The 25,139-nt window shown below is 61.0% G+C and carries 22 protein-coding genes; 6 read left to right on the forward strand and 16 right to left on the reverse strand.

Annotated elements, in window-relative coordinates:
• Positions 1 to 74 precede the first annotated feature (74 nt).
• The 3 genes from rpoD to rpsU form a co-directional block, all read right to left on the reverse strand.
• On the reverse strand, positions 75 to 1,925 hold the full coding sequence (gene rpoD / locus AC0IYH_RS24110) for an RNA polymerase sigma factor RpoD (RefSeq protein ID WP_116626693.1): 1,851 nt from the start codon (positions 1,923 to 1,925) through the stop codon (positions 75 to 77).
• Between the two features lie 67 nt (positions 1,926 to 1,992).
• Positions 1,993 to 3,963 carry a DNA primase gene (gene dnaG / locus AC0IYH_RS24115; protein ID WP_116626692.1) on the reverse strand — a complete coding sequence of 657 codons (1,971 nt, stop codon included), beginning with the start codon at positions 3,961 to 3,963 and terminating at the stop codon, positions 1,993 to 1,995.
• Positions 3,964 to 4,400: 437 nt separating this feature from the next.
• On the reverse strand, positions 4,401 to 4,616 hold the full coding sequence (rpsU, locus tag AC0IYH_RS24120) for a 30S ribosomal protein S21 (RefSeq protein WP_002551877.1): 216 nt from the start codon (positions 4,614 to 4,616) through the stop codon (positions 4,401 to 4,403).
• Positions 4,617 to 4,819: 203 nt separating this feature from the next.
• On the opposite strand from rpsU, the gene tsaD reads away from it, so the two are divergent.
• Positions 4,820 to 5,845, forward strand: coding sequence for a tRNA (adenosine(37)-N6)-threonylcarbamoyltransferase complex transferase subunit TsaD (gene tsaD, locus AC0IYH_RS24125; RefSeq protein ID WP_122774687.1), 1,026 nt, complete (start codon positions 4,820 to 4,822; stop codon positions 5,843 to 5,845).
• 20 nt (positions 5,846 to 5,865) lie between these two features.
• Here the strand turns inward: tsaD and plsY are convergent, their stop codons facing one another.
• Positions 5,866 to 6,435: a glycerol-3-phosphate 1-O-acyltransferase PlsY gene (gene plsY / locus AC0IYH_RS24130; RefSeq protein WP_065925396.1), complete on the reverse strand. Its 570-nt coding sequence runs from the start codon at positions 6,433 to 6,435 to the stop codon at positions 5,866 to 5,868.
• Positions 6,436 to 6,507: 72 nt separating this feature from the next.
• Here plsY and folB point away from each other — a divergent pair, with 72 nt between their 5' ends.
• Positions 6,508 to 6,861, forward strand: a complete 354-nt coding sequence (gene folB / locus AC0IYH_RS24135) for a dihydroneopterin aldolase (RefSeq protein ID WP_116626691.1) — start codon at positions 6,508 to 6,510, stop codon at positions 6,859 to 6,861.
• Positions 6,852 to 7,370 (forward strand): 2-amino-4-hydroxy-6-hydroxymethyldihydropteridine diphosphokinase, encoded by a 519-nt coding sequence (gene folK / locus AC0IYH_RS24140; protein ID WP_116626690.1) that lies wholly within the window; start codon positions 6,852 to 6,854, stop codon positions 7,368 to 7,370. The genes folB and folK overlap by 10 nt, the downstream gene beginning before the upstream one ends.
• Here the strand turns inward: folK and AC0IYH_RS24145 are convergent.
• From AC0IYH_RS24145 to AC0IYH_RS24195, 11 genes are all read right to left on the reverse strand, one after another.
• Positions 7,367 to 8,596 carry a multifunctional CCA addition/repair protein gene (locus AC0IYH_RS24145; protein WP_471836554.1) on the reverse strand — a complete coding sequence of 410 codons (1,230 nt, stop codon included), beginning with the start codon at positions 8,594 to 8,596 and terminating at the stop codon, positions 7,367 to 7,369. The two genes, folK and AC0IYH_RS24145, sit on opposite strands and share 4 nt — an antisense overlap.
• A gap of 63 nt (positions 8,597 to 8,659) precedes the next feature.
• Positions 8,660 to 10,225, reverse strand: coding sequence for a SpoVR family protein (locus AC0IYH_RS24150; protein ID WP_071490240.1), 1,566 nt, complete (start codon positions 10,223 to 10,225; stop codon positions 8,660 to 8,662).
• Positions 10,222 to 11,493, reverse strand: a complete 1,272-nt coding sequence (locus AC0IYH_RS24155; protein WP_017138057.1) for a YeaH/YhbH family protein — start codon at positions 11,491 to 11,493, stop codon at positions 10,222 to 10,224. Before AC0IYH_RS24155 ends, AC0IYH_RS24150 begins: the two co-directional genes overlap by 4 nt.
• Positions 11,494 to 11,606: 113 nt before the next feature.
• Complete coding sequence (locus tag AC0IYH_RS24160; protein ID WP_003194732.1) at positions 11,607 to 13,529, reverse strand: PrkA family serine protein kinase; 1,923 nt, start codon at positions 13,527 to 13,529, stop codon at positions 11,607 to 11,609.
• A gap of 285 nt (positions 13,530 to 13,814) precedes the next feature.
• A complete protein-coding gene (glpE, locus tag AC0IYH_RS24165) occupies positions 13,815 to 14,144 on the reverse strand; it encodes a thiosulfate sulfurtransferase GlpE (protein ID WP_116626688.1) in 330 nt (109 codons plus the stop codon).
• 9 nt (positions 14,145 to 14,153) lie between these two features.
• The gene (locus AC0IYH_RS24170; RefSeq protein ID WP_471836557.1) at positions 14,154 to 15,002 is read right to left on the reverse strand and encodes a symmetrical bis(5'-nucleosyl)-tetraphosphatase; all 849 of its coding nucleotides are present in this window, start codon (positions 15,000 to 15,002) and stop codon (positions 14,154 to 14,156) included.
• The gene (gene apaG, locus AC0IYH_RS24175; RefSeq protein ID WP_101273261.1) at positions 15,002 to 15,382 is read right to left on the reverse strand and encodes a Co2+/Mg2+ efflux protein ApaG; all 381 of its coding nucleotides are present in this window, start codon (positions 15,380 to 15,382) and stop codon (positions 15,002 to 15,004) included. Before apaG ends, AC0IYH_RS24170 begins: the two co-directional genes overlap by 1 nt.
• Before the next feature lie 104 nt (positions 15,383 to 15,486).
• Positions 15,487 to 16,299, reverse strand: a complete 813-nt coding sequence (gene rsmA / locus AC0IYH_RS24180; protein WP_471836559.1) for a 16S rRNA (adenine(1518)-N(6)/adenine(1519)-N(6))-dimethyltransferase RsmA — start codon at positions 16,297 to 16,299, stop codon at positions 15,487 to 15,489.
• On the reverse strand, positions 16,296 to 17,285 hold the full coding sequence (pdxA, locus tag AC0IYH_RS24185; protein WP_116626685.1) for a 4-hydroxythreonine-4-phosphate dehydrogenase PdxA: 990 nt from the start codon (positions 17,283 to 17,285) through the stop codon (positions 16,296 to 16,298). The genes rsmA and pdxA overlap by 4 nt, the downstream gene beginning before the upstream one ends.
• Positions 17,282 to 18,616 carry a peptidylprolyl isomerase gene (locus AC0IYH_RS24190; RefSeq protein WP_116627197.1) on the reverse strand — a complete coding sequence of 445 codons (1,335 nt, stop codon included), beginning with the start codon at positions 18,614 to 18,616 and terminating at the stop codon, positions 17,282 to 17,284. The genes pdxA and AC0IYH_RS24190 overlap by 4 nt, the downstream gene beginning before the upstream one ends.
• Positions 18,597 to 21,407: an LPS-assembly protein LptD gene (locus tag AC0IYH_RS24195; RefSeq protein ID WP_116626684.1), complete on the reverse strand. Its 2,811-nt coding sequence runs from the start codon at positions 21,405 to 21,407 to the stop codon at positions 18,597 to 18,599. The genes AC0IYH_RS24190 and AC0IYH_RS24195 overlap by 20 nt, the downstream gene beginning before the upstream one ends.
• Before the next feature lie 130 nt (positions 21,408 to 21,537).
• On the opposite strand from AC0IYH_RS24195, the gene AC0IYH_RS24200 reads away from it, so the two are divergent.
• Genes AC0IYH_RS24200 through AC0IYH_RS24210 form a run of 3 tightly spaced genes read left to right on the forward strand, consistent with a single transcriptional unit; the run spans position 21,538 to position 24,003 of the window.
• A complete protein-coding gene (locus AC0IYH_RS24200) occupies positions 21,538 to 22,563 on the forward strand; it encodes an aminoglycoside phosphotransferase family protein (protein ID WP_471836562.1) in 1,026 nt (341 codons plus the stop codon).
• Positions 22,560 to 23,234, forward strand: coding sequence for an N-acetylmuramate alpha-1-phosphate uridylyltransferase MurU (gene murU / locus AC0IYH_RS24205; protein WP_116626682.1), 675 nt, complete (start codon positions 22,560 to 22,562; stop codon positions 23,232 to 23,234). The genes AC0IYH_RS24200 and murU overlap by 4 nt, the downstream gene beginning before the upstream one ends.
• 1 nt (position 23,235) lies before the next feature.
• Entirely contained in the window at positions 23,236 to 24,003 is a 768-nt protein-coding gene (locus tag AC0IYH_RS24210) for a TerB family tellurite resistance protein (RefSeq protein ID WP_122774695.1), read from the forward strand.
• 86 nt (positions 24,004 to 24,089) lie between these two features.
• On the opposite strand, the gene AC0IYH_RS24215 is transcribed toward AC0IYH_RS24210, so the two are convergent.
• Positions 24,090 to 25,064 carry an alpha/beta hydrolase family protein gene (locus tag AC0IYH_RS24215; protein ID WP_471836564.1) on the reverse strand — a complete coding sequence of 325 codons (975 nt, stop codon included), beginning with the start codon at positions 25,062 to 25,064 and terminating at the stop codon, positions 24,090 to 24,092.
• Between the last annotated feature and the right edge of the window lie 75 nt (positions 25,065 to 25,139).

Below are 25,139 nucleotides of genomic sequence, written 5' to 3' on the forward strand. Positions count from 1 at the left end.
GTGCGCGGGCAGTTAATCTATACAAAGAAATCCATACAAAACAAAACCCCCGGCCTGGGCCGGGGGTTTTGGTATCACTCGTCGAGGAAGGAGCGTAGGTGCTCGCTTCGCGTCGGGTGGCGCAACTTGCGCAGCGCCTTGGCTTCGATTTGACGGATCCGCTCGCGGGTCACGTCAAACTGCTTACCGACTTCCTCAAGGGTGTGGTCGGTATTCATGTCGATGCCGAAACGCATGCGCAGTACCTTGGCTTCACGGGCAGTGAGGCCGGAGAGTACGTCGCGAGTCGCTTCTTTAAGGCTCTCAACGGTGGCGACATCGATTGGCGACTGCATGGTCGAGTCTTCGATGAAGTCACCCAGGTGGGAGTCTTCGTCATCACCGATCGGGGTTTCCATGGAGATCGGCTCTTTAGCGATCTTCAATACCTTGCGGATTTTATCCTCAGGCATTTCCATGCGTTCGCCCAGCTCTTCCGGGGTCGGTTCGCGACCCATTTCCTGCAACATCTGCCGGGAAATACGGTTGAGCTTGTTGATCGTCTCGATCATGTGCACCGGAATACGGATGGTGCGGGCCTGGTCGGCGATCGAGCGAGTGATCGCCTGACGGATCCACCAGGTGGCATAAGTCGAGAACTTGTAACCACGACGGTATTCGAACTTGTCCACAGCCTTCATCAAGCCGATGTTGCCTTCCTGGATCAGGTCGAGGAATTGCAGGCCACGGTTGGTGTACTTCTTGGCGATGGAGATCACCAGACGCAAGTTGGCTTCAACCATCTCTTTCTTCGCGCGGCGGGCTTTGGCCTCACCGATCGACATGCGACGGTTGATGTCCTTGATCTCTGCGATCGTCAGACCGGTTTCGTTCTCAAGCGCGGTCAGCTTCTGCTGGCAACGGATGATATCGGGCTGCAGGCGACCAATGGCTTCGGCGTATTTCGCCTTGCCTTTGGCCAGTGCGTCGGTCCAGCTTTCGTCAACTTCGTTGCCCGGGAACTGGCGCAGGAAGTCGGTACGCGGCATGCGTGCATCACGCACACACAGCTGCATGATTGCGCGCTCTTGTGCACGCAGACGCTCAAGGGCACTGCGAACACGCTCAACCAGGCCTTCGAATTGCTTCGGTACCAGCTTGATCGGCATGAACAGCTCAGCCAACGCCAACAGCTCGGCGATTGCCTGCTTGTTGGAGCGACCGTGCTTTTTCAAGGCCTTGCGGGTGATTTCCATTTGATCGGAAACCGCACCGAAACGCTGGGCAGCGATTATCGGGTCTGGACCGCTTTCAACTTCATCTTCTTCGTCGCTGCTGGATTCAGCATCGTCGTCTTCGGAGTCGTCGTCCGCTTTCGCGGCTTTCGCATCGACAGGCGGCGGTACTTCGGCAGCAGGCGGCGCAATGCCGTCGTCCGGGTCGATATAACCGCTCAGGACGTCGGACAGGCGGCCACCTTCGGTGGTGACGCGAGTGTACTCGGAGAGAATGTGGTCAACCGTGCCTGGGAAGTGCGCGATTGCGCCCATCACTTCACGGATACCCTCTTCGATACGCTTGGCGATTTCGATTTCGCCTTCGCGTGTCAGCAACTCGACGGTACCCATTTCACGCATATACATGCGCACAGGGTCAGTCGTGCGACCGATGTCGGTCTCCACCGCGGCCAACGCGGCAGCGGCTTCTTCAGCGGCTGCCTCGTCGGTATCGGCGTCGGCCAACATAAGGGCGTCCGCATCCGGAGCACTCTCGTGTACGGGGATCCCCATGTCGTTAATCATGCGGATGATGTCTTCCACCTGCTCTGGATCTGAAATATCCTCAGGCAGGTGATCGTTGACCTCTGCGTAAGTCAGATACTTCTGCTCACGACCAAGGGTGATCAACTCTTTGATACGAGACTGCTGTTGCGCTTTTCCGGACATAACACCCTATCCACTGAAGGTCTTGGCGGGCAAAAAACAAGCCGAGGATTATACCCGAGCTATGACCTCACACGCCAGCTGAGGTCGGGTTTGATGCGGAAACATTCTGTTTTAAGAGGTCGCGCATCTGTTTTGCTATCTGAATTTGCTCTTCAGCCGACAATCCCGGCTGCCTTGCTCGCTTGATAAGCTCATCGAGGGTCTGCGTGTGCTGACCCGCGGATAACCTAGTAATGGTGTCTAAAAACTGTTGTTCAAGGTTATCGCCGTCAATTAGCCACTCCTTTTCCGCGAGTGCTTTCAATAAACGACCTTGTTCGGTGCCATGCCAGCGAGCCATCAGCTGAATTGAGTTTAGCTTAGGATTTTTCTGCACGGCTTCGATCAGTGCGATAAGCACCTGAGCGTAGCTGTTGCTTTCGTTGGCAAAATGATCCGCGCTCTCGACCTTGCCCGCCAGTTGCGGGTGGTGAATCAGCGTGCGCAATGCAATCAGCATCGGCGCTTCTACGGCAACCGGCGTGCGTGGCGCGTAGGGCTCATCGCGATCACCGCGTTTGCCGCCCTTGCTCCAGGGTTTCTTGTCCCATTTCTTGCCGCCGGCGCCGGGTTTCTTCGGCGTCCAGTCCTGCTGCGGCGCGTAGGCGTCCTGCGGCTGCTGGAAGTCGGAGTAGTCCGGCATGGCGTCGTAATCCATGCCTGGGTCGTAGGTCGGCGGCGCATCCTGTGGCGCGTTGTGCACCAGCTGGCTGACGGCTTCGCCGCTCAGGCCAGTGATTTCCAGCAGGCGCATGCGCATCAGCGATTTCAGGTTGGCGCCGGGCACCTTGTCGATCAGCGGCGCGGCGAGGGTGGCCATGTGGGCCTTGCCTTCGAGGGAGCGCGGGTCGGCTTCTTCGGTCAGCTGCTGGAAGAAGTAATCGGCCAGCGGCTGCGCATGTTGGTTGATGCGGGCGCGGAATGCGTCGGTGCCTTCGGAGCGCACCAGGGTGTCCGGGTCTTCGCCTTCGGGCAGGAACAGAAAGCGCGCACGCCGCCCGTCCTGCAGGCTCGACAGCGTGGCTTCGAGGGCGCGCCAGGCAGCGTTGCGGCCGGCCTGGTCGCCGTCGAAGCAGAACAATACACTGGGCACGACGCGGAACAGGCGCTTCAAGTGTTCTTCGCTGGTGGCGGTGCCGAGGGTGGCCACCGCGTTGCGCAAGCCTTGCTGGGCCAGGGCGATTACGTCCATATAGCCTTCAACCACGATGATTTCATCGAGGTTGCGGTTGTTCTTGCGTGCCTCGAACAGGCCGTACAGCTCCTGGCCCTTGTGGAACACCGCGGTTTCCGGGGAGTTCAGGTACTTGGGCTTGTCGTCCCCGAGCACGCGGCCGCCGAACGCGATGATGCGGCCACGGCTGTCGCGGATCGGGAACATCACGCGGTCGCGGAAGCGGTCATAGCGCTTGCCGGTCTCGGCGTTTTCCACCAGCAGGCCGGCATCGATCATGGCTTTTTGCTGGAGCGTGTCGCTGCTCAAGTGCTTGTAGAGATTGTCCCAGCCGGGCGGGGCGAAGCCGAGGCCGAAGTCACGGGCGATTTCGCCGGTGAGGCCGCGCCCCTTGAGGTAGTCGACGGCGGCCTTGCGCTGTGGATGGCTTTTAAGCGCCTGACGATAGAAGTCGGCAGCGGCCGTCAGCAGTGGGTACAGCGGCGAGTCGGTGGGCTGGCGCGGTTTGTGCGGGCGGCCACTTTCTTCGCGGGGTACTTCCATGCCGGCGGCTTTGGCCAAGTCCTCGATAGCCTGGGGGAAGTCCAGGTTGTCGTGGTCCATGAGAAAGCCCAGGGCGTTGCCGCCCGCGCCGCAGCCGAAGCAATAGTAGAACTGCTTGTCGGGGCTGACGCTGAATGACGGGGTTTTCTCTTTGTGAAACGGGCAGCAGGCCGTGTAGTTCTTGCCGGCTTTTTTCAATTGCACGCGCGAGCTGACAACATCGACGATGTCGGTGCGGTTCAGAAGGTCGTCAATAAAGCTCTGGGGAATCAGCCCGGCCATGGCGTTCTCGTCATCACTGCGTGTAAATGAGGGCCCGTGAAGTGTTCAAGCGCCCGTATCGAGTGCTTGAGCATCTTGCGTCTGCATGGGGAGTGTATCTGCCGAGCATTCGCTGACGTTAATTTCTATCAGCCTTCGGCATGGAAATGTTGCCCCGGCGCCCGGTGTTGGCCAATGGCTGGCCTCGGGAACGCCTCGCTGGGCACAGCCGATACAGTTGATCGTCTGCTTGAAGAATAGGTGTGCTCGTCAGTAGCCTTGTTAGGCTCGTCAGAAGAGACGTGCACCGCTGGCAGAAGAGCCAGTCCTGACGTGTGAAGCAGTTGTCTCGGTCGCGTGTGCGGCGTCGACGATTGAAGCATCAAGCGATATCCGCAAATGCCAACAGCCCGGCTGAGGGCCGGGCTTGGCAGAAGCTTGCTACGAACGTCTGTGTATTAGTACAGACGAACGGCGCGGCGCTGTTCGCGCTGAACTTTCTTGGCGTGACGCTTAACAGCGGCTGCTGCTTTACGCTTACGCTCAGAAGTTGGCTTCTCATAAAATTCGCGGCTACGAACTTCAGCCAGAACACCGGCTTTTTCGCAGGAGCGCTTGAAACGACGCAGAGCTACGTCGAAGGGTTCGTTCTCTTTTACTTTGACGGCTGGCATCCAGAGCTACCTTCTTTCATTACCGGGAATCAACGTTCTCGTCGCAAAAAATTCGCGGCTGAGGTCGTCGGTTTTTAAGGGTTGCGGATGTTAACCCCTCATTGACCGGAATGCAAAGCCTCTGATCGAAAACCGCTAGGCGGGAGGGGGAGTGGCGACTATTATGCGCGCCTTCGAATTCAGCCTCTACAAGGCGCAAACCCATGCTAGTACTGGGACTTGAAACCTCCTGCGACGAAACCGGTGTCGCACTTTACGACAGTGAACGCGGGCTTTTGGCCGATGCACTGTTCAGTCAGATCGACCTGCACCGCGCCTATGGCGGGGTGGTGCCGGAGCTGGCCAGTCGCGATCACGTCAAGCGCATGCTGCCGTTGATTCGCCAGGTGCTGGACGAGGCCGGCTGCGTGCCGACCGAGATCGACGCCATTGCCTATACCGCCGGCCCGGGATTGGTTGGAGCCCTTCTGGTTGGGGCCTCTTGCGCCCAGGCGCTGGCGTTTGCCTGGGGCATTCCGGCCCTGGGTGTGCACCATATGGAAGGCCATTTATTGGCGCCCATGCTGGAAAAAACACCGCCGCAGTTCCCGTTCGTCGCTTTGTTGGTTTCGGGCGGCCATACGCAGCTGGTTCAGGTCGATGGGATCGGCCAATACACGCTGTTGGGCGAGTCCCTGGACGACGCTGCCGGCGAAGCTTTCGACAAGACGGCGAAGATGATGGGGCTCAATTACCCCGGTGGTCCGGAAATCGCGCGCCTCGCCGAAAAAGGCGTGGCGGGCCGTTACACCTTCCCGCGCCCGATGTGCGATCGCCCTGGCCTGATGTTCAGTTTCAGCGGTTTGAAAACCTCCGCGCTGAACACCTGGCAGCAGAGCGTCAGCGCCGGGGACGACAGCGAGCAAGCCCGTTGCGACATCGCGCTGGCGTTCCAGCAGGCCGTGGTGGAGACTTTGACCATCAAGTGCAAGCGGGCCCTGAAACAGGCTGGCATGCAGCGCCTGGTGATCGCCGGCGGCGTCAGTGCCAACAAGGCCTTGCGAGTTTCACTGGAGAAAATGCTCGGCGACATGAAGGGCGACGTGTTCTACGCGCGGCCTGAATTCTGCACCGACAATGGCGCGATGATCGCCTATGCCGGTTGCCAGCGCTTGCAGGCCGGGCAGCATGAAAGCCTGGCGATCAGCGTGCAGGCGCGCTGGCCGATGGAGCAGTTGTCGCCGTTGTAAGGCTGGAGCATGGGGCGTATTTAAAAATGCCGTTCGCGCCCGGCAAACAGGTCGCGTAAATTGCCCCGGTGGCGCCACACGATCAGCAGTGTCAGCACGCTCATCGGCAGCAGCGCCGCCGGTTCCTGCCAGGCCAGCAGCGGCAGGGTGAGCGGTGTGGCGATCAAGGCGGCCAGCGAGCTGGTGCGGGTCAGGTAGAACGTCAGCAGCCAGGCGAGCACGGCCAGCAGCGCGGCGGGAGGGTAGATCCCCAGCAGCATGCCGGCCGCCGTCGCTACGCCTTTGCCGCCGCGAAAGCGGAAGTACAGCGGAAACAGATGGCCCAGGACGGCGCACACGCCCACCCAGGCCTGCTGTTGCAGGGTGAGGCCGGCGAGGCTGGCGATCAGTACGGGCAACAGGCCCTTGCAGACGTCGCCGAGCAGCGTCAGTACGGCGAGCTTCTTGCCGGCCAGGCGCAACATATTGGTGGCGCCGGCATTGCCGGAGCCACTCATTCGCGGGTCGGGGTTTCCCGTCAGGCGGCTGAGCAAAATGGCGAAGGACAGCGAGCCGAGCAGGTAGGCGAGAATCGCCAGTGACCAAAACATGCTAACTATTCCGGGCGAGGACGCCCTGATTCTAACGGGGCATCGCGCCCTTGTCGTGCTGCGGAGAAGAGCTTGGACAGAGTGTTTATCGAAGGCCTGGAAGTCGACACCGTGATCGGGGCCTACGACTGGGAGCGCGGCATCAAGCAATGCCTGCGCCTGGACCTGAGCTTCGCCTGGGACAACCGCCCGGCCGCCGCCGGTGACGACCTGACCCTGGCGCTGGATTATGCCAGCGTATCCGCACGTATCCAGGCCTTCGCCGAGCAAGCCCAATACCAACTGGTGGAAACCTTCGCCGAACGCCTGGCCGAAGTGTTGATGAGTGAATTCCAGATTCCCTGGCTGCACCTCAAGCTGACCAAGCCGGGGGCCGTGCCGGCTGCCAAAGGCGTGGGCGTGGAGATCGAGCGCGGATGTCGCTAACTCAGGTTTACCTTGGCCTTGGCAGCAATATCGAGCGCGAGACCCATTTGCACGCGGGCCTTGACGCGCTGGCGAGCTTTTTGACTGACATGCGCTGCTCGGCGGTGTTCGAAAGCCAGCCGGTGGGCATCAAGAGCGGGCCGTTCTTCAATCTGGTGGTGTCGGGGAATACCGAGCTGCCGTTGATGGAACTGGATCGCCGCCTCAAGTTCATCGAGGCCGACAACGGCCGTTATGCGCCGGACCGTAAAGGCCTGCCGCTGGATATCGACGTGCTGCTGTATGGCGATCTGGTCGGCAACTTCGACGGCTTGATCCTGCCGCGCGCAGAGATCCTGAAAAACGCGTTTGTGCTGTGGCCGCTGTCGATGATGGCGCCTGATCGCGTGCATCCAGAGGCAGGCAAGAACCTGGCCGAGCTGTGGCGTGATGCACAGATTGACCAGGTGTTGGCGCCTGTGGCGTTTGAGTGGCAGGGCCTGCAGCTCACCCCCGCAGATTTGCTCTAGCTGATGTGATGTTCTTTGTAGGCCTTCAAGGCCTTGAGCCGTTCGCGCTTCAAGGCCTCACCCAGCTGCGGGCCTTTGAAGCCCTTCTCCAGCAATGGCGCCACCGGCACTTCGCGGGCCGCTTTCGCTGCGCCGCGTAAATAATCCGCTTGTGGATAACTTCTTTGCTCCAGCCCCTTGCGGCCCCGCGCATCCATTTCGCAGCTCACCACAAACTCTTCAAAGCGCTGCGGCCGACGGTACACGTCAAAACTTTGCAGCAACTCCAGCAGTGTCGAGGCTTTCAGCTCCAGGGCGCGATGGCCATGGGTGTGGTATTGGCCAACCAGCAGCGCCAGTTCCTGGCAATCCTTGGGGACCTTGAAGCGCTCGTTCACCGCTTTGATCAACTCCAGGCCCCGGTGCTCATGGGCAATATGCTGTGGCAACTTATCCACAGGCGTCAGGCCCTTGCCCAGGCCGTGCAGCAGGCAAGCCCAGCGCACGGTCAGTGGTTGTTTATGCAGCGCGGCCTGTTCGAGCACGCTCAAGGTGTGCACGCCGGTGTCGATTTCGGGGTGGTGGGCGGCGGGCTGCGGCACGCCAAACAGGGCGTTCACTTCCGGCATCAGGGTTTTCAGTGCGTCGCAGTCGCGCAGTACCTGGATAAACACCTGTGGCTGATCTTCCATCAGCGCGCGGGAGATTTCTTTCCAGCTGCGTTCCGGCGTGAGGGCTTGCAGCTCGCCGGATTCGCTGAGTTGACGCATCAGCTCCAGGGTCTCGGGGGCTACGGTGAAACCCAAGTGCGCATAACGCGCGGCAAAACGTGCAACACGTAGCACACGCAGGGGATCTTCGGCGAACGCGGGGGAAACGTGACGCAAAATGCGGGCTTCAAGGTCACGCTGGCCGTGATACGGGTCGGTCAGATTGCCGTCGTCGTCTTGCGCCATGGCGTTGATCGTCAGGTCGCGACGGATCAAGTCTTCTTCCAGGGTGACCTCGGGGCTGGCATGGAACACAAAGCCGCCGTAGCCGCGGCCGCTCTTGCGCTCGGTGCGGGCCAGGGCGTACTCGTCGCCATTTTTGGGGTCGAGGAATACCGGGAAGTCAGAACCCACCGGCTTGTAGCCTCTGGCGAGCATCTCTTCAGTGGTTGCGCCAACGACCACGCGGTCGATGTCGGTCACCTCGATGCCCAGAAGGCGGTCGCGTACTGCGCCGCCGACTGTGTAGATTTTCATGAAAAAGCCTCCGTTAGCGCCACAGGATAACGCCTGTGCCTGGCTAATGGAGGCTTTGCTGTTTCAGAGATGGACGACGGCCAGGTCCAGGCGGCCGTAGTCGTTGTCGTTGTGATCGCTGCGGGGCGGTACGTGGTGGGTTTTCATCACCTGGTCGCCCTGCAGGGTTTCCAGATGGATGTCGAACCCCCACAGTCGGTGCAGGTGCTTGAGCACTTCCTCGGTGGATTCGCCCAGGGGTTTGCGATCGTGCTGCTGGTGTCGCAGGGTCAGCGAGCGATCCCCACGCACGTCGATGCTGTAGATCTGCACATTGGGTTCGCGGTTGCCCAGGTTGTACTGCGCGGCCAGGGTTTCGCGGATGGTGCGGTAGCCAGGCTCGTCGTGGATCGCCGGTACCACCAGGTCGTCCTTGAGGTCGTCATCGAGGATGCTGAACAGCTTGAGGTCGCGAATCACCTGCGGTGACAGGTACTGCAGGATGAAGCTCTCGTCCTTGAAGCTGCTCATGGCGAACTTGATGGTCGACAGCCAATCGCTGCCGGCGATTTCCGGGAACCAGCGGCGGTCTTCTTCGGTGGGGTGTTCGCACATGCGCCGGATGTCGCGGTACATGGCAAAGCCTAATGCGTAAGGGTTGATGCCGTTGTAGTAGGGGCTGTCGAAACCTGGCTGGAACACCACGCTGGTGTGGGACGTGAGGAACTCCATCATGAAACCGTCGGTGACCAAGCCTTCGTCATACAGGTCGTTCATCAAGGTGTAGTGCCAGAACGTCGCCCAGCCTTCGTTCATCACCTGGGTCTGGCGCTGCGGGTAAAAGTACTGGGCGATCTTGCGCACGATGCGCACGATTTCGCGTTGCCAAGGCTCCAGCAGCGGCGCGTGTTTTTCCAGGAAGTACAAGATGTTTTCCTGAGGTTCGGCGGGGAAGCGCGCATTGTCCTTGTCGCTGTTCTTGCCGGTTTTCTTCGGAATGGTGCGCCACAGGTCGTTGATCTGCTTCTGCAGATGCTCCTCGCGCTCCTTCTGGCGCAGGCGTTCTTCCTCGGCGGAAATCGGATACGGGCGCTTGTAGCGGTCGACGCCGTAGTTCATCAGCGCATGGCAGGAGTCGAGCAGGTCTTCCACCGCGTCGATGCCGTGGCGCTCCTCGCACTGCATGATGTACTGCTTGGCGAACACCAGGTAATCGATGATCGAGCTGGCATCGGTCCAGGTGCGGAACAGGTAATTGCCCTTGAAGAAGCTGTTATGTCCGTAGCAGGCATGGGCCACCACCAGTGCCTGCATGCAGATGGTGTTTTCTTCCATCAGGTAGGCGATGCACGGGTCGGAGTTGATCACGATCTCGTAGGCCAGGCCCATCTGCCCGCGGGTGTAGGATTTTTCGGTGCTGAGGAAGTGTTTGCCGTAGGACCAATGGTGGTAGCCCAAGGGCATGCCGACGGAGGCGTAGGCGTCCATCATCTGTTCGGCGGTGATCACTTCGATTTGGTTAGGGTAGGTGTCCAGGGCATAGCCCGCCGCGATGCGGCTGATTTCCCGGTCATAGGCCTGGATCAGTTCAAAGGTCCACTCGGACCCCGTGGAAATGGGTTGGCGCTTTTGCTCTTTTTTGGCGGTCATGTCACTAACCTGCGCTGGAAGAGTTCACGGAAGACCGGGTAGATGTCGCCGGCCGAGACCAGTTGCTGTTGTGCGAAGGTATCGGCAAAGGCTTCGCCGATACGCTCGTATTCGAACCACAGGGCCTGGTGCTCACGGGGGGTGATTTCGACGTAGGTGTAGTACTGCACAAACGGCATGATCTGGTTGATCAGGATGTCGCGGCAGATCGGCGAGTCGTCATTCCAGTTATCGCCGTCGGAGGCCTGGGCCGCGTAGATGTTCCACTCGTTGGCCGGGTAGCGCTCGGCCATGATCTCCTGCATCAGCTTCAAGGCGCTGGAGACAATGGTGCCGCCGGTTTCCCGTGAATAGAAGAACTCCTCCTCGTCCACCTCCCGCGCGCTGGTGTGATGGCGGATGAACACGACGTCGATCTTGTCGTAATTCCGCTTCAGGAACAGGTACAGCAGGATAAAGAAGCGCTTGGCAATGTCCTTGGTGGCCTGGGTCATCGAGCCCGACACGTCCATCAGGCAGAACATCACCGCCTTGGAGCTGGGGTTGGGTTGCTTGACCAGCAGGTTGTATTTCAAGTCGAAGGTGTCGAGGAACGGCACGCGGTGAATGCGCGCGCTGAGTTTTTCGATTTCTGCCTCTATTTGCTGGATATCGCCGAAGTTATCCGGTTCTTCCCGCTTCAAGCGGGCCAACTCTTCCTTGGCTTCCTTCAGTTTGGCGCGGCTGCTGCCCGACAGCGCGATTCGCCGCGCATGGGCTGAACGCAGGGTGCGGATGATGTTGATGCGGGACGGGTTGCCCTCGTTGCTGATCCCGGCACGCACGGTCTTGAAGGTGTCGGTGCCGGTCAGGTTGCGTTTGACCAGGTTGGGCAGCTCCAGGTCTTCGAACATGAACTCGAGGAATTCTTCCTGGGTGATCTGGAACACGAACTCATCCATGCCCTCGCCGGAGTTGCCGGCCTTGCCCGGGCCCTTGCCGCCGCCTCCGCCTTGGGGGCGCTGGATGTGTTCGCCGGTGGTGAATTCCTTGTTGCCCGGGTGCACGACGGTCTGTTTGCCACCCCGGCCGTGGTGCAGCACCGGTTCGTCGATGTCGCGTCCGGGAATGCTGATTTGTTCGCCATGCTCCATATCGGTGATGGAGCGGCGGCTGACGGCCTCTTCAACCGCCTTTTTGATGTGGTCACGGTAACGCCGCAGGAAACGCTGGCGGTTTACCGTGCTCTTGTTCTTGCCATTGAGGCGTCGGTCGATCACATAGCTCATGGGGAGCCCTCCGGGCAGCTTCACGTTACAAGCTTCAAGCCGCGAGCTGGAAGCTTAGAGACAAGCGGTCAGCTGCCAGGCCAGCGGCCCGGCAGCCCACGCCTGTCGCTGCCTTACTGTGATTTACGAACCCGCAGGTACCACTCGGAGAGCAGCCGTACCTGTTTGTCGGTGTAGCCACGCTCGACCATTCGTGTGACGAAGTCGTTGTGTTTTTGCTGATCCTCCTTGCTGGCCTTGGCGTTGAAGCTGATGACCGGCAGCAGATCCTCGGTGTTGGAGAACATTTTCTTCTCGATAACCACCCGCAGCTTCTCGTAGCTGAGCCAGGTAGGGTTCTTGCCGTTGTTGTTGGCGCGGGCGCGCAGCACGAAGTTGACGATCTCGTTGCGGAAATCCTTCGGATTGCTGATGCCGGCGGGTTTTTCGATTTTCTCCAGTTCCTCGTTGAGGGCCACGCGGTTGAGGATCTCGCCGGTTTCCGGGTCGCGGTATTCCTGGTCCTGGATCCAGAAGTCGGCGTACAGCACGTAGCGGTCGAAGATGTTCTGGCCGTACTCGCTGTAGGACTCCAGGTACGCGGTCTGGATTTCCTTGCCGATAAACTCGATGTAGCGCGGCGCCAGGTACTCTTTGAGGAAGCGCAGGTAGCGCTCGCGGGTTTCGGCCTGGAACTGCTCCTGTTCGATCTGCTGTTCCAGCACGTAGAGCAGGTGCACCGGGTTGGCGGCGATTTCATGGGGGTCGAAGTTGAAGACCTTGGACAGGATCTTGAACGCGAAACGCGTCGACAGGCCGTTCATGCCCTCATCCACACCGGCGGTGTCGCGGTATTCCTGGATCGACTTGGCCTTGGGATCGGTGTCCTTGAGGTTCTCGCCGTCATACACACGCATCTTCGAATAGATATTCGAGTTCTCCGGCTCCTTGAGGCGCGACAGCACGGTGAACTGGGCCAGCATCTTCAAGGTGTCGGGTGCGCAATGGGCCTTGGCCAGGGAGCTGTTGAACAGCAGCTTGTCGTAAATCTTGATTTCATCGCTGACCCGCAGGCAGTACGGCACCTTGACGATGTAGATCCGGTCGATGAAGGCTTCGTTGTTCTTGTTGTTGCGGAAGGTATGCCACTCCGATTCGTTCGAGTGGGCCAGCAGAATCCCGGTGAACGGAATCGCGCCCAGGCCTTCGGTACTGTTGTAGTTGCCTTCCTGGGTGGCGGTCAGCAGTGGGTGCAGCACCTTGATCGGCGCCTTGAACATCTCGACGAATTCCATTAGGCCCTGGTTGGCCCGGCACAGCGCGCCCGAGTAGCTGTAGGCGTCGGCGTCGTTCTGCGGGAATTCTTCGAGTTTGCGGATATCGACCTTGCCCACCAGCGCCGAAATATCCTGGTTGTTCTCGTCCCCGGGCTCGGTCTTGGCCACGCCGATCTGGTTGAGGATCGACGGGTAGAGCTTGACCACGCGGAACTGGCTGATATCACCGCCGAACTCGGCCAGGCGCTTGGTGGCCCAGGGCGACATGATGGTGTTGAGGTAGCGCCGTGGGATGCCGAAGTCTTCCTCGAGAATCGCGCCATCTTCCGTGGCGTTGAACAGGCCCAAAGGCGATTCGAACACCGGTGAGCCCTTGATGGCGTAGAAGGGCACCTTCTCGATCAGTTGTTTGAGTTTTTCGGCCAGGGACGATTTACCGCCGCCGACGGGGCCGAGCAGGTAAAGGATCTGTTTCTTCTCTTCCAGGCCTTGGGCGGCATGGCGGAAGTAGGAGACGATCTGGTCAATGCATTCTTCCATTCCGTGGAAGTCTTCAAAGGCCGGGTAGCGACGGATCACCTTGTTGGAGAATATTCGCGACAGGCGCGAGTTATTCGCGGTTTCCACCAGCTCCGGCTCGCCAATCGCCAGGAGCAGGCGTTCGGCGGCAGACGCGTAGGTGCTGCGGTCCTGCTTGCACAGCTCAAGATACTCTTGCAGCGTGAGTTCTTCCTGCTGTGTGGACGCGAAGCGTTGTTGGAAGTGGCTAAAGATACTCATGACGTCGTCACCTCGCTCGATACGTGGAGCCGACGCCGGATCAATCAGTCGATGCTGGCAGACATTGACGTACGCCAATGGCCGTTTTCCCCCCAGAACACCCTGAAACGCTACCGATGACCCGCACGCCGGTGTACCGGCTCTCCCCTGATTCGGATGGCCTGCGCTTAAGGATAGTTCGGAATCGGGGAGGTCAAGGCGCGATGCGTAATTAGTTTGGCCGCGCCGTTCGTCAGAAACGGCGCGAGCCCAAGCGTCACGCGGGGTAGCGGGGTGTGAAAAAAATTATTGCGAATCGCCCGAGGCAATTTCTGCAGGATAGGTCGTACGCCACAGCTCAAAGCCGCCGTCCAGGCTATAGACGTCGGAGAAGCCCTGGCTGATCAGGTAGGCCGCCGCGCTCTGGCTGGAGTTGCCGTGATAGCAGGCCACGATCAGCGGTGCGTCGAGGTCGGCGGCGCGGATGAAGTCGGCAATGTTGACGTTATCCAGGTGCTTGGCACCGGCGATGTGAGCCGCCGCATAAGTGGGCTGGTCGCGGATATCGACCACCACCGCGCCTTGCTCGCGCAGGGCCTGGGCTTGTTCGGGAGGGATACGTTTGAATTCGCTCATGGCGGGCTCCTATGGCTTGGCGGCCGGCGGTGTAACGGGGGCGGGGGATTCACACTGGCAGCTGTGGCGCTCGCCGGTGTCGATGTTCATCAGGGTCATGGCGCCGCCCCACACGCAACCGGTGTCGAGGGCGAATACGCCAGGCTCGTCGCACTGGCCTTCGAGGGCTGCCCAATGGCCGAAGATGATCTTCGTGTCACGGGTCTTGCGCTCTTTATGCGCGAACCAGGGTTTGTAGCCGGGCAGGGCGGTGTCGGCGCCTTCCTTGCTCTTGAGGTCGAGCTTGCCCTCGGCGGTGCAGAAGCGCATCCGTGTGAAGTAGTTGGTGATCACCCGCAGGCGCGTGACGCCGGTGAGGTCGTTGTTCCATTTCACTGGTTCGTTGCCGTACATGCCGTCGAGGTAGGCGGTGTACAGATTGTCGTCGGCCAAGGCGCTCTCGACTTCGGCAGCGCACTTGAGGGCTTTCTTCAGCGTCCACTGGGGTGGGAGGCCGGCATGCACCAGCGCCATGTTGCGGCGCTCGTCGTAGTGCATGATTTTTTGCCGGCGCAGCCAGTCGAGCAACTCGGCGCGGTCGGGCGCTTCAAGGATTTCGCGCAGGGTATCGCCCTTTTTCAGACGCTCTATGTTGTTGCCTGCGGCCAGCAGGTGCAGGTCGTGGTTGCCCAGTACGCACACCAGGGAGTCGCGCAGGTTGTAGAGATAGCGCAGGGTTTCCAGCGAGGCGGGGCCACGGTTGACCAGGTCACCGACCAGCCACAGGCGATCATGCGCCGGGTCGAAGGCCACGCGCTCCAGCAGGCACTTGAGGGGTTCCAGGCAGCCTTGCAGGTCGCCGACCGCGTAGGTCGCCATCAGTGCAGGGACCCCGGCACGGCGAGGCGGAAGGGCGCGATCACGGCGTCGAACAGCTGGCCGTCGGTAGCTTTCATCTGATACGAGCCCTGCATGGTGCCGACCTTGGAGGTCATCACCGTGCCGCTGCTGTAGGTGTGGCTGGCGCCAATGTCGATCAGGGGTTGCTGGCCGACCACACCTGCGCCGCGAACTTCCTCGACCTGGCCGTCACCGTCGGTGATCACCCAATGGCGAGACAGCAGCTTGGCCGGCACCAGCCCGTTGTTTTTCACCGTGATGGTGTAGGCAAAGGCGAAGCGGTTCTGTTCAGGTTGCGATTGGTCCGCCAGGAAGCGGGTGACGACGCTGACGTCGATCTGGTAGCGAGGATCGGACATGCAAGAGGCCTTAAAAGCAAAAGCGGAGGACAGCAGATGCGGATCAGTCTAGGCCAATAGGTGGGCACTAGGCCAGACATGTGTCTGGCCTAGTGCCCGGGGCCTCAGTCGGCGGCTGGGGCCGGCTGGATGGCAAGCTGGTCGGCCAGGCGCACGAAGGCGGCCAGGTCCAACTGCTCGGGGCGCAGGCTGCCGTCGACGCCGGCGGCTTCGATCTCGGCGTTGCTCAGCAGCGCCCTGAGGGTGTTGCGCAGGGTCTTGCGGCGCTGGTTGAAGGCTTCGCGCACTACGCGCTCCAGCAGCTTGTGGTCCTTGGCCGGGTGCGGCAGCACCGTGTGCGGCACCAGGCGCACGATGGCCGAGTCGACCTTCGGCGGCGGGTTGAACGCGCCAGGGCCGACGTTGAACAGGTGTTCGACGCGGCAGTGGTACTGAACCATGATCGACAGGCGACCCCAGTCACCGCCACCCGGGCCGGCGGCCAGGCGCTCTACCACTTCTTTTTGCAGCATGAAGTGCATGTCGCGGATGATCCCGGCGTTGTTCAGCAGGTGAAAAATCAGCGGCGTAGAGATGTTGTAGGGCAGGTTGCCCACAACCCGCAGGCTGTTGGGCGCGGCATTGAGGCTGTTGAAGTCGAACTTCAGCGCATCGCCCTGGTGCAGGTTGAAGTTGGGCATACCGGCGAATTGTTGGTTCAGGATCGGGATCAGGTCCTTGTCCAGCTCCACCACGTCCAGCTGGCCGCCACTCTTGAGCAGGCCTTGGGTCAGCGCGCCCTGGCCCGGGCCGATTTCCAGCAGGCGGTCTTCGGGCTTGGCATGGATGGAGCGCAGGATACGGTCGATCACGCCAGCGTCGTGCAGGAAGTTTTGCCCGAAGCGCTTGCGCGCCCGGTGTTGGTAATGCTCGGTCATATACGGGTCTCGGCCATCTGATAGGCGGTTTCCAGGGCCACGTGCAGGCTGCCGGTGTCGATCTTGCCGCTGCCCGCCAAGTCCAGGGCTGTGCCATGGTCGACGGAGGTACGGATGATCGGCAGGCCCAGTGTCACGTTGACGGCGGCGCCGAAGCCTTTGTATTTCAGCACCGGCAGCCCCTGGTCATGGTACATCGCCAGCACTGCGTCGCAGTGCTCCAGATATTTGGGGGTAAACAGAGTGTCCGCAGGCAGTGGGCCACGCAGGTCCATGCCTTCTTGGCGCAGACGCTCCAGGGTTGGTTCGATGATGTCGATTTCTTCATGGCCCAGGTGGCCGCCTTCACCGGCGTGGGGGTTGAGCCCACAGACCAGGATGCGCGGTTGGGCAATGCCGAACTTGTTTTGCAGGTCGGCGTGCAGGATGCGTGTCACGCGCTCTACACGCTCGGCGGTGATGGCATCGGCAATGTCACGCAGCGGCAGGTGCGTGGTAACCAGGGCGACGCGCAGGCCACGGGTGGCCAGCATCATCACGACTTGTTCGGTATGGGTCAGTTCGGCGAGGAATTCGGTATGGCCGGAAAAGGCGATGCCGGACTCGTTGATCACGCCCTTGTGCACCGGTGCGGTGATCATGCCGGCGAAGTCGCCGTCGATGCAGCCTTGCCCGGCGCGGGTCAGGGTTTGCAGCACAAACGCCGCGTTGGCCGTGTCCAGCTGCCCGGCAACCACCTTGGCCGCCAGTGGGGTGTCCCACACATACAGGCTGCCGGCTGGCGCAGGCAGGTCGGGCCAGTTGCCCGGCGCCACGTCCAGCAAGTTGACAACCACACCCAGCTGCGCGGCCCGCTCAATGAGCAGGTCGCGGCTGGTAATGGCAATCAGGGGGTGTGGCTGGGGATGCGAGGCGAGCAGCAGGCACAGGTCTGGACCAATGCCGGCCGGCTCGCCGGGTGTCACCGCGAAACGCTGGGGTTTCACTGAGTTGCCTGGTCGGTGCCTGTTTGCTCGGCGCCTGGCAGCTTGTTCTCTACGTAGGCTTCGTCACGGATCTGACGCAACCAGGTTTGCAGCTCTTCGTCGTACTTGCGGTTACGCAGTACGTTAAGCGCTTGTTGCTCGCGGGCCTGGTTGGTGTTGTCGGTGGCGCGACGGCCAAGGACTTCCAGCACGTGCCAGCCATATTGGGTCTTGAACGGCTTGGACAACACGCCTTGCGGGGTATCGGCCATCACCTGCTGGAACTCCGGCACCAGGGCTTTCGGGTCGATCCAGTTCAGGTCGCCGCCGTTGAGGGCAGAACCCGGGTCTTCCGAGAAGCTCTTGGCCAGGGTGGCGAAGTCTTCACCGCTTTCGATGCGGTCATAGATCTTCTGGGCCAGTTCCTTGGTTTGCGCTTCGGTACGGATTTCGCTTGGTTTGACCAGGATGTGACGAACGTGAACTTCGTCTTTCAGCGAGGTCTCGCCACCGCGACGTTCCAGCAACTTCAGGATGATGAAGCCACCTGGGGTACGGGCCGGCTGGGTGATGCCGCCGACTTCCATGGCGCTGAGCTCGCGATCGAACGGAGGTGGCAGTTGAGCGGCTTTACGCCAGCCCATGTCACCGCCTTCGAGGGCGTTGTCGCTGCCGGACACGGCGATAGCCGTTTGCGCAAAGTCGGCGCCGGCCTTGAGACGGTCATACACAGCCTGGGTCTTGGCGGCGGCGGCATTGAGCTGCTCGGAGTTGGCGCTGTCCGGGGTAGGGATCAGGATGTTGGCCAGGTGCAGTTCTTCGGAAAGCTGCATCTTGCCCAGGTCCGATGCCAGGAAGTTCTTCACTTCCTGCTCGGACACCTGAACCCGCTCGGCCACACGGCGCTGACGCACACGGCTGATGATCATTTCGCGGCGGATCTGGTCACGGGCGTCCTCATAGGACAAACCGTCGTGGGCCAGGGCGGCGCGGAACTGGTCAATGCTCATGTTGTTGCGCTGGGCAATGGTGCCGACAGCCTGGTTCAGTTCTTCGTCCGAGATGCGGATGCCGGAACGATCGCCGATCTGCAGTTGCAGGTTTTCGACGATCAGGCGCTCCAGCACCTGCTGGTCCAGGACGCTGGTAGGTGGCACGCCACCGCCACGCTTGGCGATGGTTTGCTGCACTTCCTTGACGCGCTGGTCCAGTTGGCTCTGCATGATCACGTCGTTGTCGACGATGGCCACTACTTTATCCAGTTCTTGAACCGCAGCGTGAGCCGATGCGGTACCCAGGAACAGCGCGCCCAGCACTAGCGGGCGCAGACAATCAGAAAGCTTGGTCTTCACGTTCACGATAACCTTCAATGCCTTTGTCGAGGAAGCTCTCTACCTTGGCGCCGGTCAGGCCGCCGAGTCCTTTGAGGACGATCTGCAGGAAGAGCCCGTGGTCACCCTTTTCGTTAAGCGGGGCGATCTGGCTGTATTCGTCGTTGGAAACCCAGTAACGGTTGATGACACGCAGTTTCCAGCAGCAGTTGTCGTACTCGAAACCACCGAAGGCTTCCAGGGTACGGTTGCGAGCGTAGTCATACTGCCAGCGGGTAATCAGGTTCCACTGCGGAACGATCGGCCACATCATCGAGAAATCGTGTTGCTGGATTTTGTAGTAATCCTTCACGAAGTTCGGATCGCCTGGCTGGCCGTAGTCGCCACCGAACTGCCATTTGCCGGTCAGCTGGTTGTAGACGACCTGGTCATTACGATAGCGGTAGCCAACGTTGATGATCTTGTTCGGGTTGTCTTCCGGCTGGTAGTGAAGCATCGCGCTGCCGGAACGAGGGCTGTGTTCCTCGGTGTCCCAGTTGTAATCGGCAGTGGCGCGCCAGTCGCGGTTGAAGCGGTACTCGTAGTCCAGGGCAACCGGCGATACATCGGTATTCGCATCGGCACGGTCGGCGGCAAGGATGCCTGGCAGTTGAACTTCACGATCCTTGAAGTACAGCGCCTGGCCCACGGAGACGCGCTGACGCTCGAAACCGTTGTCTTCGATCCAGCGGCTGGTCAAGCCCAGGGACAGCTTGTTTTCGTCGCCGATACGGTCGGAGCCGCTGAAGCGGTTGTCACGGAACAGCGACGCGTAGCTGAACGAGTACTCGCTGGTGTCGAATACCGGGATATCAGCCTGGTCCTTGTTCGGTACGTACAGGTAGAACGCACGCGGCTCAAGGGTCTGGCGATAGTTGGTGCCGAACCAGTTGGTGTTGCGATCGAAGTACAGGCCGCTGTCGACGCTGGCCACCGGAACCGCACGGTCCTGGTCGCTTTTGAAGGTGCCGCCCGCGTACGGGTTGGCTGCGGTGGCTGCGGCCTGATCAGCAATGATCTGGTTCTTGCCGATGTTGTCCAGGTCCAGGTCGTACTTGGTGTAGACGTACTTGAGCTTCGGCGTCACGAAACCGTAGGTCCAGTTCATCGGGTATTCGACGGCTGGCGCCACGTTCAGACGGGTACCGTTGGCACGGGTCAGGCCACGTACATAGGTGTCCAGGCGTGCGGTTTCAACGCCGTCCTGATCCTTGAACGTGCCGTTCTCCAGGTCGCGATCGAAGCGCACGGCTTCGGTCTCGTAGCTGAAGTTCAAGCCGCCTGGGTGGTACGGCAGCTGACCGTTGAAGGTGATCTGCGGCAGGCGGTCATACGGGGTGACCTGGGAAATCGTTGCCAGCTGGTAGGCCTGCAGGTTCAGACGTGCCTGGAAGGTGTCGCCACGATAGGTGACGGCACCTTGCTGGTTCACGTAGTCCCGGCTTTCAACACCTTCCTGGTTCGACTTGAGGTCCTGGAAGAAGTAAGGGTCGCTGATCGTGGTGTAGTCGACCTCGGTCATTACACGCGAATCAAGCCCGCCCTTGTGTTGCCAGTTGAGCATGTAGCGGGTTTTTTCGTAATCGGTCTGCTGCTTGCGCTCGTCGTTGTCGTCGTTCAGGTACGCGCCGCCGAACTGGCCTTCGCTGGACTTGGTGAGGTAGCGGAATTCGCCTTCCATCATCATGCCGCGCTTGGTCATGTATTGCGGATACAACGTGGCGTCGTAGTTGGGCGCCAGGTTGAAGTAGTACGGCGTAACCAGGGTAAAGCCGGTTTCGCTGCCGCTGCTGAAGCTCGGTGGCAGGAAGCCGGATTGACGACGGTCGTCGATCGGGAAATAGATGTAGGGGGTGTACAGGATCGGAATGTTCTTGATCCGCAACGTCGCGTTGGTGGCCGTACCGAAACCGGTGGCCGGGTTCAACGTGATGTTGTTGCCCTTGAGCTGCCAGGCGTTGCTGTCTGGCTCGCAGGTGGTGTACGTACCGTCCTTGAGACGGATGATCGCGTTTTCGGCACGCTTGGCGTACAGCGCGTTACCGCGGATGCGCGACTTGTGCAGCACGTATTCGGCGTTATCGACCTGCGCCGCGCCGGTGTCCAGCTGGACCTCGGCGTGGTCGCCGACGATCAGGGCACCGTTGTCGCGCATGCGCACATTGCCGTTCAGCTCGCCACGGTTCTCAGCCTGGTACAGGCTGGCTTCCTCGGCTTCGAGCTGCATGCTGCCCTGGCGCATGACGACGTCACCGGCCAGGGTTGCAACCTGTTGTTCCTGCTCGTAGCGAGAGGCCTTGGCACCGATGAAGGTGGGCGCATCGCTCTTGTTCGTCTTGTCGTTCATGCCAGGACGAATCGGCTCGATGTACGCACCGCCGCAGTAAGGACCGGTTTCGGCCAGCTGGGCTGCGGTCAACTTATCGCGCGGTACCCAGTCCAAGTGGCTGTAGTCGGCGCTGCGCGAACGCAGGCCACGGCCCTTGGAGTCGGTGACCAGTGCAGTTTTGGGCTCGGCCTCGGCTTTGCCGCCAGTGTCGGCTTGCGCCGTGCTGTTGGCCGAGCTGATGGCTGCGCCGTCATGCACCGGACGCGGTGGCAACGGGGCTGCGGCGGTTTTCGGCGCGCAATCCCAGGCACCCGAAGCAGAGACTGAGCAGTCATACTGTTCCGCGGCGACCACGAATGAGGTGGCGAAGGGTTGCAAGGCCAGCAGACTGCCGGTTACCAGCAACGGAAATTTTCTACGAAACGCGGGGGATTTCAATGCCATCTTATTAGTCCGGGCTTCCTGCGTGCCATCTGCCCGCGGTTTGGGCCGCACGCCTCTCGATGGTCTGAAAAAGATGCGTGATAATAAAGCATGCCCCGCTTGACGGCTAGCGCCGTCGGAGACCCTTGTAATGCCCGAGCAAGATCTACGTTTACAACAGCTGGAAGTCTGGCTGGATGAGCAGTTGCCGATCCTTTTCAACGCTCAAGGCTGGGGTGCCGTACCCCCGGCCACATTGACCGCGGCCAGCAGCGACGCGAGTTTCAGGCGCTATTTCCGATGGGAAGGCGGCGCTCGAACCTTCGTCGTCATGGACGCTCCACCCCCCCAGGAAAACTGCAAACCCTTCGTCGATATCGCCCATTTATTGGCAAAGTCGGGAATAAATGTTCCAAAAATTTATGCAGAAGATTTGCCGCGCGGCTTTCTTTTGCTCAATGACCTGGGCAAAAAGACTTACCTGGACGTGATCGACGAGCAAAACGCCGACCCCTTGTTCGCCGATGCCATCGATGCCTTGCTGGCTTTTCAGCAATTGCCGATGGATGCGCCGCTGCCCAGCTATGACGCGGCCTTGCTGCGCCGCGAGCTGGAATTGTTTCCGGAGTGGTACGTGCGCCGGCACCTGGGTATCGAACTCGATACCCGCCAGCAAGCCTTGTGGCAGCGCGTCAGCGATCACCTGATCGACAGCGCCCTGGCGCAACCCAAGGTGCTGGTGCATCGCGACTATATGCCGCGCAACCTGATGATCAGCGAGCCGAACCCCGGCGTGCTGGATTTTCAGGATGCGGTGTACGGCCCGGTGACCTACGACATTACCTGCCTGTTCAAGGACGCTTTCCTCAGCTGGCCCCAGGCCCGCGTGCGTGAATGGCAGCGCGGCTACTGGGAGCGCGCCGGGCAAGCCGGCATTCCGGTGCAGGAAAGTTTCAGCGAATTCCTACGCGCCAGCGACCTGATGGGCGTGCAGCGTCACCTCAAGGTCATCGGGATTTTCGCGCGCATTTGCCATCGCGATGGCAAGCCACGCTACCTGGCCGACGTGCCGCGCTTCTTTGCTTATATAGAAGCGGTGCTGGCTGAACGTCCGGAGTTGAGCGAACTGGCCGAACTGCTGAGCAGCCTGCGCCAGCCCGCCGAGGCCAGCGTATGAAGGCGATGATCCTGGCAGCGGGCAAGGGCGAGCGCATGCGCCCGCTCACCCTGCACACGCCCAAGCCGCTGGTGCAGGCCGGCGGCAAGCGCCTGATCGAGTATCACCTGGAGGCGCTGGCCAAGGCCGGTTTCACCGACATCGTGATCAACCACGCTTGGCTCGGCCAGCAGATCGAAAGCTACCTGGGCGATGGCGCGCAGTATGGCGTGCGCATCCGCTACTCCCCGGAAGGCGAGCCGCTGGAAACCGGCGGCGGGATTTTCCAGGCGTTGCCGTTGCTGGGCCATGAGCCGTTCCTGGTGGTCAACGGCGATATCTGGACCGACTACGACTTCACCCGGCTGCGCCAACCGCTCCAGGGCCTGGCGCATCTGGTGATGGTCGACAACCCGGCGCATCACCCCTCGGGCGGGGATTTCTACCTCGACCAGGGTTTGCTTCATGATGCGGCGCCGGGTGCCGATAACCTGACCTTCAGTGGCATTTCAGTGCTCGACCCACAGTTGTTCGCGGGTTGCAGTGCCGGTGCCTTCAAGCTGGCGCCGCTATTGCGGGCGGCCATGGCGAAAGGTTTGGTAACGGGGGAACACATGGCGGGACGCTGGATTGATGTCGGCACGCTGGAGCGCCTGGCGCAAGTCGAAACCCTGCTGACAGCGGGCCAGTAACGTGTTGTGGCCAGGGACGCTGATCGGCGCCGGGGCTGGCTTTGCCATTGCCAGCATTCCGGGGGCCATATTGGGTGCGCTGTTGGGGCAGGCACTGGATCGCCGCCTGCACCTGCAAAGCTGGGCGCAATTGCGCGAACGCCTCGGCGGGCGCGCCGCGCTGCGCAATGACGAGTTGTTGTTTGTGTTGCTGGGGCGTCTGGCCAAAAGCGGTGGGCGCGTGGTCGACGGGCATATCCAGCAGGCGCGGCAGGAGATGCGCTCTCTGGACATGACCGAATCGGCCCAGCGTCGCGCCATTGCCGCGTTCAACCGTGGCAAGTCCGGCTCCGATCGAGTGCGCAGCTATTTGCGCGTGCTCAAGGCTCAACCCCATGCGGCAGAAGGGGTGTTGCGTGCGTGCTGGCGAATGGTCTGGGCGGACGGCAAGGCGGATGACGCCGAGCGCGACCTGATCGACCTGTGGGGCAAATGGCTGGGCTGGACGCCGCAACAACTCCAGGCATTGGCGGCTGATTACGCGCCGGAGCGCAAGCCGCTGGTCAATCGAGGCGGCAGCTATCAGGACGCGTTGCGCTTGCTTGGCGTGACGGCCACCACTGAGCCATCGGCGATCAAGCGCGCTTATCGCCGCCTGCTCAGCCGCCACCATCCGGACAAGGTGGCCGGTAGTGGCGCTACCCCTTTGCAAGTGCGCGAGGCAACCGAGCGCACCCGCGAATTGCACAATGCTTATGCGTTGATTCGTGAGCGGCGGGATTTTCGCTAAGAAGTTTGCCCTGACAAATCACAATCCAATGTGGGAGGGGGCTTGCCCCCTCCCACATGGGTTCTCTGGTGTTCTTGGAATTGGGGTCAGTCCGCACTGGCCTGCGGGCTCAACCAGCCGCGAACCCGGCGATACAGCTGCTCCTGCTCGGCAGCGCTGTTGCCGGGCAAGGTCTTGAGCGACACCTGCTTATAACCATCATTCTTCGCACGCTTGGCGGTCTGGGCGCGCTCCTGGGCGTTTTTGCGATCCTGAGCGGCATCTTGATAGAAGACATCCGCCGTCGGCACTTTCAAGGTCGGCGCCAGTTGCTGCAGGTCCGGCGTGCGTGCCGCCGGTGTTTTACCGGCCACCATCACCAGTTTCTGCACTTGGGACGGCTGTTTCTCGCTCAGGTAACGCGCAGCCCACCAGGCCCCGGTGCCATGGCCGAGCAGCACCACGCTGCGTGCGCTCTGGGTTTGGGCGAAGGCCACGGCGGCGTCGATGCGCGCAAAGATGCGTGAAGCATCGGTTTTATCCTGCTCGTCGGCGCCGGGAAGTACGGCCGGATCGGTGCCTTCAGCTTCGGCGCTGGCGGCCTGTTCGATCGGTTTGTCGGCGGTGGCCGCGTCTTTGCTGCTGGTGTCCACGGTGGCGGCGGGCGCTGGCGCGGCGCGCGGCGGCAGGGTGTCTACGCTGATATCCGGCAGCGACAGGCTGAGGCTGCCCCAATTGGCATCCGGCAATTTGCGCCGCAAGGGGCCGATTGCTTGCGGCCAGTCAGCATTTTCGCCGGCGCCTGGGACGATAATCACCACACCTTCGGGCTCGGCGCTGTTGGCCGGTTTCCACAGGGCGAGGAACGAGTCGCTGCCGGCCTGCAACTGTTGCTGTTCCTGTTGCGGGATCTTACGCTCCAGCGCGCTGGCTTCTTCCAGGCTGCGCTCGGGCAAGGGCTGGCGCTCTGCGGGTTTTTCGGCGGCCGGCGCGGGTGCGTCTGCGGCCTGCACAGAAAAGGCACTGGTAACCAGCAGTGACAGGCACAATGCTGGCAGTGCCGAACGGTTTCGATGGGGCATCGTTGATTTCCGGCCAGAAGTGATTCCAGCAGCCTAATGGGTTGGTCAGTATTTGTCAGTGATGTGAGACGTGGA

It is taken from the genome of Pseudomonas sp. AC463 (assembly GCF_979253585.1).